The sequence below is a fragment of the Bdellovibrio sp. genome (assembly GCF_047637665.1).
Lineage (GTDB): Bacteria > Bdellovibrionota > Bdellovibrionia > Bdellovibrionales > Bdellovibrionaceae > Bdellovibrio.
In genome coordinates this window covers 13,807-30,907 of the sequence record NZ_JBLJBT010000019.1, presented here as the reverse complement: position 1 = coordinate 30,907, position 17,101 = coordinate 13,807, and the positions used below count along the sequence as shown (strand labels likewise).

General features: G+C 48.1%; 15 protein-coding genes. 11 read left to right on the top strand and 4 right to left on the bottom strand.

The window, feature by feature from the left end:
• The first annotated feature begins 12 nt into the window (after positions 1-12).
• The 6 genes from ACM64D_RS05595 (at position 13) to ACM64D_RS05570 (ending at position 6,759) form a co-directional block, all read left to right on the top strand.
• Positions 13-1,935: an ATP-binding protein gene (locus tag ACM64D_RS05595; RefSeq protein WP_415062206.1), complete on the top strand. Its 1,923-nt coding sequence runs from the start codon at positions 13-15 to the stop codon at positions 1,933-1,935.
• Between the two features lie 3 nt (positions 1,936-1,938).
• A complete protein-coding gene (locus tag ACM64D_RS05590) occupies positions 1,939-2,292 on the top strand; it encodes a response regulator (RefSeq protein ID WP_415062205.1) in 354 nt (117 codons plus the stop codon).
• Positions 2,289-2,867: a 16S rRNA (guanine(966)-N(2))-methyltransferase RsmD gene (gene rsmD, locus ACM64D_RS05585; protein WP_415062204.1), complete on the top strand. Its 579-nt coding sequence runs from the start codon at positions 2,289-2,291 to the stop codon at positions 2,865-2,867. The genes ACM64D_RS05590 and rsmD overlap by 4 nt, the downstream gene beginning before the upstream one ends.
• Positions 2,860-3,342 (top strand): pantetheine-phosphate adenylyltransferase, encoded by a 483-nt coding sequence (gene coaD / locus ACM64D_RS05580; protein ID WP_415062203.1) that lies wholly within the window; start codon positions 2,860-2,862, stop codon positions 3,340-3,342. Before rsmD ends, coaD begins: the two co-directional genes overlap by 8 nt.
• Positions 3,343-3,354: 12 nt before the next feature.
• Positions 3,355-4,554 carry a pyridoxal phosphate-dependent aminotransferase gene (locus tag ACM64D_RS05575; protein ID WP_415062202.1) on the top strand — a complete coding sequence of 400 codons (1,200 nt, stop codon included), beginning with the start codon at positions 3,355-3,357 and terminating at the stop codon, positions 4,552-4,554.
• A gap of 192 nt (positions 4,555-4,746) precedes the next feature.
• Positions 4,747-6,759, top strand: coding sequence for a hypothetical protein (locus ACM64D_RS05570; protein ID WP_415062201.1), 2,013 nt, complete (start codon positions 4,747-4,749; stop codon positions 6,757-6,759).
• Positions 6,760-7,006: 247 nt separating this feature from the next.
• On the opposite strand, the gene ACM64D_RS05565 is transcribed toward ACM64D_RS05570, so the two are convergent.
• Positions 7,007-7,279 (bottom strand): hypothetical protein, encoded by a 273-nt coding sequence (locus ACM64D_RS05565; RefSeq protein WP_415062200.1) that lies wholly within the window; start codon positions 7,277-7,279, stop codon positions 7,007-7,009.
• Here ACM64D_RS05565 and ACM64D_RS05560 point away from each other — a divergent pair.
• Positions 7,266-9,401, top strand: coding sequence for a heparinase II/III family protein (locus tag ACM64D_RS05560; RefSeq protein WP_415062199.1), 2,136 nt, complete (start codon positions 7,266-7,268; stop codon positions 9,399-9,401). The genes ACM64D_RS05565 and ACM64D_RS05560 overlap by 14 nt on opposite strands.
• 67 nt (positions 9,402-9,468) lie before the next feature.
• Here the strand turns inward: ACM64D_RS05560 and ACM64D_RS05555 are convergent, their stop codons facing one another.
• Entirely contained in the window at positions 9,469-10,686 is a 1,218-nt protein-coding gene (locus tag ACM64D_RS05555) for a hypothetical protein (protein WP_415062198.1), read from the bottom strand.
• 164 nt (positions 10,687-10,850) lie between these two features.
• Between ACM64D_RS05555 and ACM64D_RS05550 the strand changes: the two genes are divergently transcribed.
• Genes ACM64D_RS05550 through ACM64D_RS05535 form a run of 4 tightly spaced genes read left to right on the top strand, consistent with a single transcriptional unit; the run spans position 10,851 to position 13,309 of the window.
• Positions 10,851-11,762, top strand: coding sequence for a DUF2802 domain-containing protein (locus ACM64D_RS05550; protein WP_415062197.1), 912 nt, complete (start codon positions 10,851-10,853; stop codon positions 11,760-11,762).
• 4 nt (positions 11,763-11,766) lie between these two features.
• Positions 11,767-12,009, top strand: coding sequence for a hypothetical protein (locus ACM64D_RS05545; RefSeq protein WP_415062196.1), 243 nt, complete (start codon positions 11,767-11,769; stop codon positions 12,007-12,009).
• Entirely contained in the window at positions 12,006-12,974 is a 969-nt protein-coding gene (locus tag ACM64D_RS05540) for a TonB-dependent receptor (protein WP_415062195.1), read from the top strand. Before ACM64D_RS05545 ends, ACM64D_RS05540 begins: the two co-directional genes overlap by 4 nt.
• Complete coding sequence (locus ACM64D_RS05535) at positions 12,974-13,309, top strand: hypothetical protein (RefSeq protein ID WP_415062194.1); 336 nt, start codon at positions 12,974-12,976, stop codon at positions 13,307-13,309. The genes ACM64D_RS05540 and ACM64D_RS05535 overlap by 1 nt, the downstream gene beginning before the upstream one ends.
• Positions 13,310-13,320: 11 nt before the next feature.
• Here ACM64D_RS05535 and ACM64D_RS05530 read toward each other — a convergent pair whose 3' ends face one another.
• Both ACM64D_RS05530 and ACM64D_RS05525 read right to left on the bottom strand, forming a co-directional pair.
• Positions 13,321-13,833 (bottom strand): hypothetical protein, encoded by a 513-nt coding sequence (locus ACM64D_RS05530; RefSeq protein ID WP_415062193.1) that lies wholly within the window; start codon positions 13,831-13,833, stop codon positions 13,321-13,323.
• A 212-nt stretch (positions 13,834-14,045) separates the two neighbouring features.
• Positions 14,046-16,988 carry a hypothetical protein gene (locus tag ACM64D_RS05525; RefSeq protein ID WP_415062192.1) on the bottom strand — a complete coding sequence of 981 codons (2,943 nt, stop codon included), beginning with the start codon at positions 16,986-16,988 and terminating at the stop codon, positions 14,046-14,048.
• Between the last annotated feature and the right edge of the window lie 113 nt (positions 16,989-17,101).

Genomic DNA, 17,101 nt, shown 5'->3' with positions numbered 1-17,101 from the left:
CAAAAAAGGGAAGTGGAGATTGTTTTTAGGGCCTCTTGTGCAGAGGCCCTTCTTCTTTTAAAAACCCAGAAATTTTCCTCGATCTTAGTCCAGGATTTGGGAGCCGGCGAGGCTTTGGAGTTCCTGGTTCAGGCCCGTCTTTATCAGCCCATGGCCCCACGTCTGATGATTGCAGAGGATCTCACCGAGCAAGAGGTGCGCGAGGGCATCAACAAGGCTCAAGTGTTTCGTTTTATGCGGTGGCCCTTAAGTGAAAGAGAAGTGTGGGCGCAGCTTGAGAGCGCCCTGCAAAGACATTCGATGTTTTTGTCTCGATCTTTGTTGCTGAGGGAGTCGTCCTCACAAAATAAACAGCTGGAAGCTTTGACTCACTCTTTGGAGGAAATGGTTGAGGAGCGAACTCAGTACATTGAGATGTCTCACCATGAGGAAAGTGAAAAGCTGAATCGCGAAAGGCAATTGCTTCGTTTTATCAAGGATCTGGCTACGCAGACGTCTTTTGAAGATATTTTGGGGATCTTACGTAAGGAGCTGCGTAAATTTCATAAGATGGGAGATCCCGTTTTAGCTTACCGTCTGGGTGGAGATAAAACATTCTTCATGAGCTTCCATTTAGGTCACTTCACGCAAACGGAATCGCGACAGTATTATGAATTTCCGAAGACGGCCCAAGTACCCACGGCTGAGTTGATTCGCTATTTTGCCAATCATTTTGGGCGTCCTTTTATCAAAGCGTACATGGTGCCTTTAGAGCTTCGCTTGACCAGTCACTTCGTCGGTGGCGAAGCGGAAGCGATTTTGTGTATTGAAAATTCTTTGTCAGATAAAGAGATGGGTCCTTTTGTTGATTTCATCGGCGACCGGATGCGGCCTTTGAGCATGGCTTTGGATCGTGTTCTTTTGGAAAATCAACTTTCCAGCTTTTCGTATCGATGGGAAAAGACTTTCGATGGAATGCGAGATCCCATTGCCATTGTCGATGTGGACTACAATGTGGTTCGAGCCAATCGAAAGTTTTCGGACAAATTTTTACAGCATAAATGTTATGAAAGCTTTTCGCATAGAAAAGCGACCTGCGACGGCTGTCCTGTTCCTCATGCGATGAAGCAGGGTGAACCTCAGGCGGGACAGATTCAGGTGGAGGGACGTGTGTATCAAGTGCATAGCTATCCCGTATTGTTGGATCGGGGAAGTCGGCCCACCAATGTTGTGAATCAATATGTGGATATCACACAGTCTCGTGAGCTTTATCTGCGAATGTTGCAAAGTGAAAAGATGGGTGCCATTGGAATGTTGGCCGGTAATATTGCCCATGAATTGAATAATCCGCTGACTGGTTTGCGGGCGCTGACTCAGGTTTTGTTGCAAGAGGCTCCGGAGGATGGAAACTTGCGGGCAGATCTCATTGAGATTGAAAAGGCGACGGCCCGGTCCCAGAGAATTATTAAAAACCTCTTGGATTTTTCTAAGGGTGAAGATCAACCATCGGAGTATGTCAGTGTTGACGAGATCGTTGAGAGGACACTTCCAATGCTTAAGTCGGCCATGCGCACCCATCGTTTGGACGTGGATCTTGAGACGCTGGGATTGAGTGTTTACGTAGAGCCGCATCTTCTGCAGCAGGTGGTTTTCAATTTGATTAACAATGCCTGTCAGGCCATGAAGGACCCGGGAAGTTTGCAGATTTCCACGAGAGCAGAGAAGGGGAATATCTTCTTGGAGATTCAAGACACGGGACCTGGTATTCCATTGGAAATTCAACGGCGCATCTTTGAGCCTTTTTTTACGACAAAAAAAGAAGGACATGGAACCGGTCTTGGGTTAAGTATGTCTAAGTCTATTATTGAAAAATTTGGGGGCACCATCCAGTTTCATAACGTGGAACCTCATGGAAGCTGTTTCACTATTGTGCTCCCGCAAAGAAGTCCGGAGTAAGATTTGAAGATTCTGATCGTGGATGATGAAGCTTTGGTTCGCCGCTCTCTCAGTCGCGCTTTAAAAAGCAAAGGCTATGAGGTTCTGGAAGCTTTAAATGGCACGGAAGGACTGCAGTCATGGCGGGATTGGAAACCCGACTTGGTGTTCTTGGATGTCTTGATGCCGGGAATGACCGGTCCCGAAGTTTTAAAAGAGATCGGTTCCGAAAATCAGGCCAAAGTTATTTTGATATCGGCCTTTTCAGGAGAGCACAATATGCAGACGGCCCAAGAGATGGGGGCCAATCTATTTGTGCCTAAGCCGTTCGAAGATATATTCGCCGTCGTGAAGATGGCGGAGGATTTGTTGGTATGAGAATTATTGCGGGAAAATATCGTGGACATCAGTTGGTGGCTTTTAAGGCGGACCATATTCGCCCGACCACGGATCGCGTGAAAGAGACCTTGTTTAATAAGCTGCAGTTTCAAATTGAAGGTGCCAAGGTTGTCGATCTTTTCTGTGGCACTGGAAATCTGGGGATTGAAGCGTTGTCTCGAGAGGCGAGTTTCTGCACCTTTGTAGAGAAGAACCCGAAGTCACTGACAATCACACGACAGAACCTTGAGAAGCTCAAGGTTCCGGCTTCACAATATAAAATTATCAACATGGACGTGTTAGGATTTTTGAAAGCGTATCAAGGAGAACCCTTTGATATCGTTTTTGCCGATCCTCCTTTTACAGAGAAAATGGCTCACTTCGTGATGGAAGCCGCAGGACAAAGTGGGGCGTTGGCCGAACACACACTGATGGCCATTGAATCAGAAAAAAAAGAGCGCATGGAAGAGTGTTATGGATCTTTGGTGCTCTATGATCGTAAAGACTATGGCGATAAGTATCTCAATATGTTTTGCCATGAGAGCGCCTTAAAAAGAGAGGAAGCAGATGAGTAAAATTGCAGTATACCCCGGCAGCTTTGATCCTATCACGATGGGGCATGTGGATATCATCAACAGAATTGCTCCTCTTTATGATCAGGTCGTTGTTTTAGTGGCACAGTCTTCTCAGAAACAATCCATGTTTTCGGCTGAAGAAAGAAAGCTTTTGATCGAAAGATCTTTATCCCATTTAAAGAATGTCAAAGTGGATATTTTCGGAGGTTTGACCGTCGACTACATGAAGAGGGTCAGTGCTCAAGTGATTGTGCGTGGTTTGCGTGCGGTTGTGGACTTTGAATATGAAATGACCATGGCGAACATGAATAAAAAATTGGCGCCGGAAATCGAAACGCTCTTGGTTTTCGCAAGTCCTGAGTATTACTACATCTCATCTCGGGGAGTGAAAGAGGTGGCAGTGAATGGCGGCGCCTTAAAGGGGCTGGTTCCTGATATCGTTATCGAAGCCCTAGAGAAGAAGAATAAAAAGTAAGGGAGTGAGTTTATGCAACTTTCAAAGAGAGCTCAGAATCTGAAAACGTCACCAACCTTGTTCCTAGTTGCAAAAGCCAAGGAGCTTGCGGCGCAAGGGCACGATGTTATCTCTTTGACGGTGGGGGAGCCGGACTGGGCCACATTTAAGGCTCCCTCTGAAGCTGGTATTGAGGCAATTCAAAAAGGAATTACCAAGTACACTCCCGCCAGTGGAACGATTGAACTCCGTAAGGCGATCTGTGAAAAAATTAAAGAAGAGTTGAGTTTTCAGTATTCTCCCAAAGAGATCTCGGTCGCCTCCGGGGCAAAGTACATTATCTTTGCGGCGTTGCAGATGCTGTGCTCACCTGGCGATGAAGTGATTGTCGCGACTCCTTACTGGGTCAGCTATCCCACGATGATTGAACTTGCCGATGGCGTTCCTCATATCGTTGAGTGTGGAGAGACTGAGCATTTCAAGATCACCGCTGAAAAACTTGAAAAAGCTATCAATGCCAAGACCAGAGCTTTTTTGTTTTGTTCTCCCAGTAATCCGACAGGATTGCAATATTCCGCGGAAGAGCTTAAAGCCCTGGCGGAAGTGTTAAGAAAGCACCCCCAGGTCGCGATTATTTCTGATGATATCTATAATCGACTGGTGTTTGATGGTTCAAAAGTAGCGCCGCATATTTTGCAGGTAGCCCCTGATCTGCGCGATCGCACGGTTCTTGTGAACGGAGGCTCCAAGGCCTATTCCATGACCGGTTGGCGCATTGGGTGGGCCGCGGGACCTGAGAAGTTGATCACGGCGATGGCGGACTATCAAAGTCAATCGACCGGATCTCCGTCGAGTATCGCGCAATATGCTTTGATGGCAGCCCTAAAAAATAGCGAAGGGGATATTCAAGGTGTCGTGGCAAAATTGATCGCACGAAAAAACTCGGGGCTGAAAGAGTTGGCAACGATTCCACAGTTTAAGGTGGCTGAACCCCAAGGGGCCTTCTATTTCTGGGTTGATATCAAAGCGTGTCTTGGCAAAACCTATCAGGGGCGGGTGATTCGAACTTCGAAGGATTTTTGCGATATTCTCTTAGACAAGTTCTTTGTCGCCACAGTCCCGGGGGTGGAGTGTGGAACGGAAGGCTTTATGCGCCTTAGTTTCGCAGTCTCCGAGGAGACCATGAAGCGCGCCATCGAACGAATGAGGGATTTCGTCGGTCAGTTGGTTTAAAATTTAATTTTAGATATTGCTCAAAATGGGCCGATCTAAGTGCTGTGGCTTTTTCATCTTTCTCGGGGCTACAGATAATCGTTACAGTTACTGAATAATACTCCAGTCTAAAAATATCTCCACCGAAGAAGGGGATGTCTCACATTTAATGTGTTAAGTGCGAGGTCATCTACCATTTCTAAGGAGTATGCTATGGGTGGCACGTTTTCCTTCATGCTTATTTCAATAATTGCCATGTTGTCTTTGAGAGCCAACGCTAAGAACTTCGACTCTCTGACTTATCAAGGACGCATAGTGACTCAGAGTGGAGCTCCGTTGGAGTATAATAACGTCAGTTTCTTTTTTGAAATCGCTGATCCTGCCGGCACCTGTGTAATTTATCAAGAGCAGGTCGATAACATCGACATGACCGGTTCCAAAGGTGTTTTTGAAGTCGCCATTGGCTCGGGAGTGAAGCAGTTTCCTGCAGACCCACTATTTAAGTTAATGGATGCTTTCGATAATGGCGATGTAAATTTCTCGTGTGTTTCTGGGGGGCCCTACACCTCGAAGTCGGGTGATCACCGTATTTTAAAAGTTCAGTTCCACGACGGAAGCAGTTGGCATCAGATTACGCCAGCTTCGGAGATTCGCACGGTGCCCTTTGCGGCCTTCTCGTTTTCAGCGGAAAAGCTAGGAACGCATCCTGTAACTGACTTTGTGATGAAGTCGAATATTCCGACGTGCTCGGTTGGACAAGTTCTGTTTTCTAATGGAACGACAATATCTTGTGTGACCGATGCGGGAGGAAGTGGAATGGTTTCGTCGGTTCTTGCCAGTGGACCGATCACTGTTTCAGGGACCACGACGGTGACCGTAGGGGTCAGCGTGGGAACGACGGCGGGAACTGTGGCTGCCGGAAATGATGGTCGCTTCAGTGATGCTCGTACTCCCACGGGAAGTGCGGGAGGGGATTTATCAGGAACCTATCCAAATCCTACAATTGGCGCAGGGAAAGTAACAACTGATAAACTTTTTGCGAACCCAGGCATCAATCGCCTGGTGGCTACCGATGGTTTAAGTGGCGCCGGACTGACCCATCTTGATTGTAGTTTGAATCAGATCTTACATTGGACCTCCAATGGTTGGGATTGTGCCAACACGTCAGCATTAACTCCTCTGACAAGTTTGGGGGACTTATTGGTGAGCAACGGAACTTCAAATCAGCGTTTGCCCGTGGGAACTGATGGTTATGTTTTAACCGCAGACTCAGCGCAGCCCAATGGTTTAAAGTGGGCCGCAGCCAGTGGCTCTAGTCTTCCCGCCAGTGCCGGGACTGCGGCAGCACCGGGTTATGCCTTTAGCGGAAACACGAACACCGGTATGTTTGGTGCCGCCGCCAATCAGATCGGATTTGCAACGAATGGTTCAGAGCGAGTGCGAATTGATGCCTCTGGGAATGTCGGGGTTGGAACAGCTTCTCCAACGGCTCTGGTTCATGTCAGTGGGGGAACCTGGAACACGGGCTTGCGTGCTGAGGCCGCTGATGGAGCGGGGGCGGGACTTAGTTTAAAAAATAACGTCGTCAACGGCGCGGAGTGGGGCATTGTTAGTACTGGTAACACTAACTTCGGTGGGGCCGGCTCTCTTTTGTTCTACAATCAATCAACGGCAAAGATGGCGATGATCATTTTACGCAATGGTCGAGTTGGCATCGGAACCGATAGCGCCAATGGCCCTTTGCATGTACAAAGCACCACCTCCTCACAGGCGGGAGAGTTTGATATAGCCAGCGCTGCATCATCCGGGGCTCAGAATATCGTGCTTTATAACACGAACAGTACAGTCGGAAATACCAGCGGAATCATCGGAAGAAATAGTACTGGTGCGGTGTCTGCCGGCTTTGAGTTTGTCAATGAAGACCAGAACGCAACGGGAACTCAAAACGGTGCCTTTTCCGTATCCACTGTCTATAACGGAACCGGCGGAAGAAAGTTCTATATTTCTCCTGCTGGAAATGTCGGTGTTGGAACCTCCACGCCGCAAGATAAACTTGATGTTAACGGAAATATTCGCGTTGCGAAAAATACGGCTCAACCCTATGCATGTGATGCTGCTCACGATGCCGTCTTGGCGATCACTTCCGGCTATCGGCAATGTATTTGTAAGGGTCTCTCAGCGACCTGGGTATTTACATCCGATGGAACAACGACCTGCACATGGTAATAATGAGATCGGTTTAAGAATTGGATCTGCATCTGCGACTTAGGGAGTTTTCGATGAGATTTATCGAAATGGAATTTGAACGATTTTTGCTGACTTTGTTTTGCACATTATTTTTGTGTTCGTGTAACTCGTCTTCAGGGACTCAAGTTGAAAGTTCAAAAACTCGTCCAGGAAGTGGGACTCGACCAGCGCCTCCTAACAGTAGTGTTGCTAATCCTCCAGGAACACCATCGTCTGGTAATGGCAATCATCCAGCACCCCCGTCACCGACGCCTACACCTACACCTACACCTACACCTACGCCTACGCCAACGCCTACGCCAACGCCTACGCCAACGCCAACGCCTACGCCAACGCCAACGCCAACGCCTACGCCAACGCCGACGCCTACGCCTACGCCTACGCCTACGCCGACGCCTACACCTACACCTACACCTACACCAACACCAACACCTACGCCAACACCAACACCCGTGGCATGTGTTCCTAACTCAGTTACGGATTGGATGGTCTCTAACAATCAGTTGGCTCAGGCGGTTCGCCCAACCGATTGTTTGGTGGTGGAGCAAAGTCCACCAGATTTTCGATGGCCAGATGTTGCAAGCGGCAGCTATCAGGTGACGTTAACTTATCCAGATGGGCATACAAAATCCATGACGGCTTCTCAGAATTGGTTGAACTGGGATGAAGTGCTGACAGAGGGGGAATACTCTTGGGTGGTCAGAAATCCCGGCGGCGTCACCAGCAGCCCACGTAAGTTCCGAGTGGATCAAAACTCAAAACCATTCCTGGTTCCAAATATTGGGACTCTTTATAGTACAGTCTCTGCCAAAACTCATCCGCGCTCTTTGCCGGATGCGACGACGTTGGCGACAATGAAAAGTCAAAGACTGTCTGCAGTGAACTCTCTTCTGACGGAGGTCAGTGGGCACTTTGGACAAACTCTGCCGAATCCTGGTACCACTGCTGATGACTGTTACACATACAGTAAGTTGGCTTTGGCGTCTCTTCAGGCTTGTGCCTTTAGTGCTCAGACAAATTACTGTAATGATGCGATCACACGCGTGGTCAATCTTGCCTCGTGGGATCCGAATGGTCCGACAAAATATAACATGTCTAACGGTATGGATATGGCATCTCGATATTTAGTCTGGACTGTGGCACTGGGATACGACTGGCTTTATGACAGACTGTCTTCCGCGCAAAGAACCCAGCTTCTGAATACCATCAGCGCTCGGAATGGATTGATGTATACCGATATCATCGGGACACGCTCAAGAATCGCAATGTATCCCAGAGATTCACATGGCAATCAAACACTGACTGTTGTCGCGGTTATTTCGGCCTTGGTCGCTGGAGATCTGACGGAGGCAAATACCTGGTTTACCAGCGCGATACCTCAAGTCGCCAACGCCGTGAACCCTTGGGGTGATGAAGAGGGCGGATTTGCAAACGCCAGCACTCAAGGAAATTGGGACGTGGGTGAGACTCTTCCCACTTTGTATCAGTTAAGATATGCGACCGGAATTGATATGGCTCAAAAACCCTGGATGCGGAATTGGGGCCGTTATTTTGCTTACTTTACTCCGCCAGGTATGCCTGGAGGTACGACGGTCTTCGGCGATGGTGCCGAGTACAATGAGTCAGAACATCAAGCTCGATATGGGAAAGGATACACATATTTTTCACCGTCTCCCTTGGGGCGATGGCATATGTCTTTGTTAAGTGGAGAGGATCCAACACGTATTGAATATTTGATGGCTCCTCCAGCTGATTTTTCAGGCGCTCAGACTTTCCCTGCCAACACGCCTAACTCTCTATATCTGAAGGCGATCGGACAGGTGGCTATGCATAGTGACTTGTCGAATCTCAACAGAACCTCTGTGTATTTTAAGTCCAGTCCCGCTCCTTATGGAGCCTTTAACCACAGTCACGCGGATCAAAATAGCTTCGTGATAAACTCAGCGGGCAAGAGGTTGGCGATTGAGTCCGGCTATTACGATGATTACAAAACAACTCACTGGTTTAACTGGTATCATACAACCAAAGCAAAAAATGCGATCACCTTTGATAGTGGCATCGGGCAGATCTTCTACGAAGTTGGCGATAAAATGGGGTATGGCAATGTCAGCAATTTTGTGACGACTCCGGCCTATGATGTTGTCAGTGGAGACGCGACACCATCTTATAACGGCGCCTTAAGCAAGGCCAAGCGTTCCATGGTTTATCTCAGACCGAATCTAGTGTTGGTGTATGATGACCTGGCCTCGTCGACAAGTCGGCAATGGGAGTGGAATATTCACTCATTGAATCAAATGACTGACACGTCAGACACTCAAGCGAAGATCACAAATGGGACAGAAACTCTTTGCGTGAAGGTGCTTTCCGCTCCGGCGACGACGACATTCACGCAAAACAACACTTTCACGGCGAATCCCAGTGGCAGCAAACCAAGTCAGTGGCACGGCAAGTTCTATAATCCGACGAAGACGACGTCCGCAGAGTTTGTAACATTACTCAATGTGGGTTGTACGGCGGTCAGCTCATCAGCCACGAAATCGGCGGGTGTTTGGACGGTAGATGTGGGAACTCAACGAATCACAATCAAACCGGACGAAGTCACAGTGGGAGCGGTACCATAAAAGGGACATCGTGAATCTGTGCTACCGCTCTTAGATTTGGCGGTAGCATCTGATTTATGATTTTAAATTAGAAGAGATTTCTAAAGAACGAAACGATGCGAGCAAAGAATCCTTGCTCCTGTACAGCCGGAGTTGCTTTGCCAAAGGAGCTAGGGCTGCGACCATCCGCACATTGATAGGCCAGATCAATCGTGTGTCCTGCGGGAACGGGAGTGCTGAAGATCAGGTTAAGACCTTCAATTCGAGATTGAACTTCGCCAATGGATGGAGTGATGGTGACAGTGAGGTTGCCGTTGTAAGGGCTGCACTCGAGGGGCACAGAACTTAGAGACTCCTGAATGCGATCAAAGAACAAATTCAGATTTGCAGAGTAATCAGAAGCACAAATGCTGCCAATACCCCCGCTGGTCAAACCAGAGAGGTCGGCATACTTAAATCCATAGTGGCTTTTGGCCCCGCCCGCATCTTGCGATGCCTTACAGTCTGAATCGCCGGGCTTTACGATAATCGAGTTTACAGTGAAACGTCGGCTGGCTCCGAAGGTGTCTCGAACATACGCAACAAAAACCTCAGGACGGTCTTCATCTTCCAGGGCTTTTAGCTCACCAGTATAAACTTGTTGAGAAGCATCGCCACCGACACTTCTTTCGTCTTCGTCGGAAATAACAATATATGCAATGGCCGAGTCTGATCGATAACATCCGTTATTGGGTTGAAAACGATAGTCACCATTATAAACGTGGTGGTAAGCGGCCTTGACTCCTCGCTCGTCATCAGAGCCCACCCAACCTGCGTTGATGTAGTTGATTGTTTTGGTGAAAATCGTGGAAAGATTCGAGGTGCCTTTTTTTAAGACCATTCCCAGAGAGGAGGAAGGTGTGTCAGAATCCTGCCAATAAATTGAAGCCCCCCACGCTGTCTGTGTGGAGCTGACCGGAAGAGCTCGAGTGACCGTTGCACACATCTGCCAGTCGATATTTGAGTTTTGAAGTTTCGTCACAAATCCAGAAAGATTCTCTGCTAGCTTCTGATTGTCTGGAAGCATGGAGTTCGAATCGTCCACGATCAAGATGATATCAAGCTTATTGTCGGTCGGTGTGACGGAGTTGCTATAGCGAACATCTCGAAGATTGGTGGGAGATGCCGTGGGACTAGGATCTGGCGTTGTATTTGAATCGACATTCGAAGTCGATGGAGCTGAAAATTTTACGGGGCCACAGGCCGATAAAGACAGCACTACCAGCAAAGAGGTCCAAGACACCCCTTTATATTTCTTTAGAAACATAATCCACACTCCCCTTTGTTGCAGAATAACACATTGAATTTTGTGTTCCAAAGTGAACAGGGGTCTAGTCTGGTTTCGAGACAGAGACAATCAAGACCTAGGTCTCATTGTGAGACAGACCAAAGGCAGTTTAGAATTAAATCATATTGTGGCGAGGAGGCCCGGTGAGCTTTTGGTTCTTACTGCAAGTGCTTATGAATTTAATCTTATTAGCTGGAGTTGTAGGGCTTTGGGTCCGCTTGAATCGCCCTCCTAAAGATGATCCTCGCTTAAGCAAAGGTCTTCAGCTTTTACAAAGCAAAATCGCCGTTCTGGAAGATTTGTCAGATCGCACAGAAACTCAAGTCAATCAGCTCACTGCTTTGCTTGAGCAAAAAGTTAAAGATATTCAGACAAAAATCCAATCTGCAGATAAGCAGTTAGTAAAGATCGAACAAAGCATGCAAAAGAGCTTGGAAGTCGCCAAGATTTTTCAAGATCGTATTCCTCACACTGAGATCGTGGAACGCCAGAATACCATTAAGTATGTGAAGGCCGCGCGTTTGGCTCATCAAGGCTTGAGTGTCGATGAGATTGCAGAACAAGTTGGCGACCTGTCACGCGGAGAGATCGAGTTCATTGCGAAGGTAAATCGGGACCAACTGATGTTCTGTGAAGACAGTCTTCCTGAATGGGCGCAGCAAGAGGCAGAAGTCACGTCCTCTGCTTCGGATCTGAGCGATGTCGATAACATTAGCTTTATGACCCCACTGCAACGCGAAGCTGCTCCCGATCTTAGTACGGTGTTTGAAGTGCCGAAAGCCGACCAAGAGGCTTTGAAAAAATTGGGAGACGCCTTTAAGGCGGCTTGCCAAGAGGTGAAAGAACAAGAAGAAGCTGCGCAGACGACCGCCAATAATGTATCGGCCCTTTTTAATGTCACGCAGAATATCGCTCAAAATTTCTTAAGTGAAAAACCCACTCCCGCGACTCCGACGGCCGCCGTGTCGACCGCGAAACCCATCAATACAAATAAGGAAGCCGTGATTCGTCCGGTGGAATTCCGTCGTATTGATATGGCGAAAGATTTAGGTTAATCCGTTGGCCTCCGGCGCCTTTTTAAAATCTCTGCAAAAAGGCCAAATCCTTCACGCGGTGGTGGAGGAGGTCACATCATCGACGGAAGCTCTTTGTAACTTTCACGGAGAGCTGCTTTTGATTTCCAATCACACCGGGCAGACTCTTAAGAGGAACGATCCCATCCGACTGCAGGTGAAACAAGTGGATCCTTTGCAGTTTCAAGTTTTTGATCCTCGCAATCTGAAGTTTGAACGAGTCGTATGAAGACAACCCATCTAATGGTGTTTTTTCTTTTTTTGCTCACGGGACTGATTGCCGCGGCCAAGGAAGTGGACAATCTGACAGATCGTTATAGACCCCTGCAAGACAGCACCGAGATTTTCGATCGAGAAATGAATCGTCGCTTGCAAGAGCTACAAAAAGAAACCGCCAGTGAAGGAATTGTCTGCGGTGATGCTCGAAAGTTACGAATCCTTTTTCATGACTTGAATGACTCCCGTTTTTTCATTGGCTCTTTGGAGTCTTGGGCGGAAGACAATCAAAAGGTGGCGAAAAGAACCTTGGATGCGCAAAATTCGATTTATGAAGGCGTCCTGGAAAATGGCTGGATTTTTAATCGTTTAAAATTAGCGTCGACCGTTAAAGTGAATGGTCAACTGATCGGAACGGATAAGTTTGGTCATTTTATTGATCAGGGTTTTGAGTTTTACACTCCCTATCGTCGTAGCGGTTACCAGATGGCAACAGCATTGAGCTCAAGTCTGGGTTCTGAGAAAAGCTATTCAGGAGGGGATTCGACGGGAACCATTTCTTATGCCGACTCTATGGCCAACTATCAGGGCGTTCTTTTCTATCATGCGTTGGCAGAGGGGCCGAATCCTTACTTTCGATGTGCCAACGGTAAGTGGACTCAAGTGCGTGAATTTAGGTGGGCCGACTATGTCGATGCGGGCTGGGATGAGGGGATTAATTGCAATGAGCTGGCTTCCCCAGAAGCACAACGTGGTTTTCAGAAAAATATTTCTAAGTTAGAAGCTCAAGCGCAAAAATCTAAAAAATCTGAAACTTATACCTGCCCGGTGTCTCAAGAGGCCTGTTCGCAGTTAAGAGAACGCTATTTATCTGTGGAAAAGTATGTGCTTTCTCCGGAGTGCCGTAAGGTGGCTCGGGCGGGGCGCTCTGGAAGTTCTCCGCAGCAAAAGGCGGGTTCTGGGAAAGGTGTTCGCTGATGGAGATCTTGTCGGTCGTGGAGGCACAAAAATCCATTGAGCATTTGCAAAATTGTCCCGGCCTTCGCTGTGTTTTGGATTCTTTTTCCTCGGACCTGAGTAAAAACCTGCGCGAAGACATCTATATTTTTTTAAAAGACAGTGGGAAAGCCCAGGTTCTTAGGGCTTGTGAAAAGGGAGAGCGGCCCAAAAGAAGTTCAGGCAATGAAGTTTGCTATCAAGTTCAGTTTCAAAAGGCAGGGGAAATCCAAGTTCTTTGGAAAAATGAAAAAGGCGAATGGAAGCTGAGCAATTCATCAAAGCGCCCCCTGCGGGACGCTGATAAAAATCCATGATGTAAGAAGGCTTACTTAGAACTCTCTTTGATGAACAAAGTAAGATAGTGACGAACCATGTATTCCAACTTTACGGGAAGTCCTTGGTAGGTCCAGATCAGCTCACCAAAAGCACCCCATTTAGCTTCGACGATATGTTCGTCCATTACGTTGGTGGCGGTTTGTTGCGCTTCTGTGGATCCCGGAGTTGGGATGTAGTTCGTGCCAATAAAATTAAAACGCACGCTGATTTGTCCCGGAGCTTTCAAAGAGAAAATCATTTTAAAGCCATTACGGAACAGCATAAAGTCAGCATGGGTTTTAGCGATACCGTAGATTTTAATACGGCCCAAGGCGGAAGGTTTCAGTTCATTGAACGAAGTGGAGGCATCGACAAACTCGGTTTTCAGTTCTAATAAAAACTGAATGGTTTCGTTGATCAGAATTTTTTCTGAATCAAAACCAAAACTCATATCCACGAGTCCGGACTCTTCCATCTGTTGTTCAGCCTTCACAAGTTCTTTAATCCAGCTGATCTTTTCCATGAACCCCTCCAGGTATGACCGCGCAGCATCCTCGCCGCTAGTTGTCGATAACTTCAATAATTTCGAGGGCCTCGCTCTTTGTCAAGACTGCTCGGTTTGGCTCGCTGCAAAATAAGAAAGGGGGAATCCCATCGCCCACAGGAGGGGGATCCTGGGGGAGGGCGATGGGCCATCAACACTCATCAATAAGACTCAAGACCCCAGAGAGAGGGTTAAAATCCCGAAATTTGTAAAGTGCTGGCCACGACACCGCTGGCACCGGTGGGGGCGTTGAACGGAATGTAGTATCCAATGACGAGGCTGACGGGCAAAACGTATCCGAGGGTGGTCTCTAGCTTCAGCTCCATGCCGCCACTCCAGAAAGATTGTTTCATGTTGATGGGTTCGTAGATCAGATCCTTGTCGTTCACAAGGGCGCCGTCTGCGGCCGCGCCGTCGGCGATGAGGGCCCCTGATAAGCGACGTAAGAATAAGGGGTCTGTTCCTGAACCACGATAGATGTTTGCAATCGGTAAGCGATATTCCGCATTGAAGGTCACGAGATTGCGCCCGAAGACTTGTCCGCGTTTGTATCCTCGCAGGATGTATTGAGGCAGAGGACTGTCAGGAGCAAAAACCAAGGATTCGGTGGAGGCGCCGTAAAAAGAAGAAATCCTTTCAGGAGTGTAGAGTCCATTGGCTCGCAACATGAGGGCGTGGTGTTTGGGAAGATATTTGGAAAGATAGATTTCTCCGCCGGTCACAAACTGGGAGTGATTCAGATAACCATCTTGAGGAATGTAATGATAAGCGCCGAGGTAAGCCCCGCCGCCAGACTCTGGGGAAATTTGCGCTCCGGACTGAAAGTAATTGTTGTGACTGAGCATCACATAAGGACCGGTTCGTTTTGTCGTGTTTGAGGTGGTTTCTCGTTCAAGATACTGCCAACCCACTTGCAGGTTGGTGTATTTTGAGACCCAGAACATATCGGGCAAAACGGCCAGGGCCGCGCCGAAATCTTTGATCTCGTTTGCGACGGTCCCTAGGTAAGAGCTGCGCCGAAATACCTGAGCGGCCGTCGGCAAAGATGTGACTTGATTTAGATAGCTGCCTTCAATGCTGCCGCGATTGAGCCCCGTGTCCCAAGATCCCAGAAGCGAATAGGCGTGCTTTTTTAGTGGATCAAAACCTGAAGTTTGGGCGGTCAGCACAACCCCCGTTTCGCTCGACGAACCCGACATGAAGGGAAGCCAGTATTGTGGCCACAAGTATCCATAAGGGGAGTAGTCTTCAAGTTGTGCTTGGCCGACGGCTTGTTGGGCCTCGCTGGCGGCGGCGGTGTTGGTTGAAATGTTCTGATAGCGATCTGCCATCAACGGAGAGATCTGAGGTAAAGAGGCAGGGGTGTTTTGCCAACTTTCGGGCGCGATGGCGGCAACACGCAAACCTTGGGAGGTCATATGAGTCGCGAAGATTTCTTTGCGAAGAGGGTCGATGTCGCCAGTGAAGAACGCCGTGAGAGTGTTTGAGATGGGGCGCGCTTTGTGGAGATCTTTGTCGGCAAGATAAAGATTCAAGACGCCGTTTTGTCCCGAGGTGAACAGTAAACCTTCAGAGGTCTTTTTCGCAAAGCGGATGTTTTTGTATTCAGGAAAAAGCACGTCACTTTTTTTGCTGGAGAGGGAGTAACGATAAAGCTGTTCGCTGCCGTCAATCTTGCGCAAAGAAAACAGCACCGTGTCTTGATCCCAAAACAGCGGATAGGAAATGCGCTCTTGCAACTCGGGAGAAAAAAGAATCTCTTCCAGGGGTTGGGAGCTTTTCAGGCGAAGAAGGCCTAAACGAGTGCGCCCGCCCTCAAGTTTGACGAAAACCACCGCGGCCCCATCCGGGGAAACTGCGGGTTCTCGTCCGCGCAGGCCTTTGGTGAGAGGGACTGTTTTTTTGGTATTCAAATTGTAAACATAGAGGTCTGAATAGCGCTCAATGCGGTTTGTATAATCAATTTTGTCATAGACGATCTGGTCTGAGTTAGGGAACCAACTGATGCGTTGAATGCTTCCGGTGGGGGGGCCATCTTTGGGTGTCGACGGTTCAAAGGCCTCATTGAATTTTTCAACAGTGTCGGCGCTTTTGGCATCAAGGAAGCTTTGTTCGTCTTTTTCGCGAGTGACAATGCGAATGGCCCGAGAGTTGGCGTCATCTTCTGTGATAACGGCAAGATGTTTGCCGTCAGGGGAGATCGCCGGTGCACTCACGGAGGTAAAAGAATTTTTAGGTAAAATGACGGTGGTGAGGGGGGCTTCGCGCAGGGTTTTCATTTGATCTTGCGCCCGAACAACGGTCTCTTGCATCATGAGGCGGTATTCGTTCGGGTAGCTTTGGCCGAGATGTTTTTTGGCTGGGGCTTCGATAAAGTAGGGGACGCGCCCCCCTTGCTCTTCATTCAGGGTTCCCGCGATCTCGGTCCCTTTGTCGGCCATCATCTGACTCCACATTAAAGAGCCAAACAAATAAGGTCTCATACCTTCGGGCCATGTCGGGAGGACCTCGTTGGCTTCGGCGATATCAAAATCATAGATGCTTTGGTCTTCGACCATGGCGCGAATGGCGGCGTCTTGGTAGTAAGAGCGAAGGCGTCCATGGTTTCCAAGGCGAGTTTCCATTTCGACCGCCAGTCCTTCTTTCCACCACTGGGGCAGTAGAATATTGGGGGCGATAATATTTCCGAAAACAGCTCGCAAGGGCTTCATCACTCCATTGGCCGGTTCAAAGTTGAGAATGTGAGTGTATTCATGGGCCAAGAGTTCAAAGGCCCAGTCGCCCGTGTCAGCCAATCCCTCTGTGGGGCCGGGAAGGACGGGGTAAGCCATAATGTGAGGGTAGGGAATGCGAGTGGCATATCCATTGGTCACATCTGTTTTGTCGTTTATAATAACCACTGTTGTTTCGGGAAGAGAGCGAAAGTAGGACCGCAGTTGAGAGTAGGCTTTTTCGAGTTTCTCGGCATAGAGAAGACCAAGGTCCTGCTGCTTGGCATTAAAAATGATTTGAAAGTGGGGCGTGGTTAAAGTTTTCCACTGAATTTCAGAGGGGACTTCCAATTGTGCATAAGAGTGAAGAGAGAAAAAGAAGCAGACGGAAGTGAACAGAAGATAAACAAGTCGTTTTTGCATAGTTACTCTATTAGCCGTATAGCAACGCAACATCAATTAGGAAATCTAAGGTTTGACAATGAGATGCTATAAATTAAAGTTTCTAATTGTAATGATAACTTTTGGAACTTCAT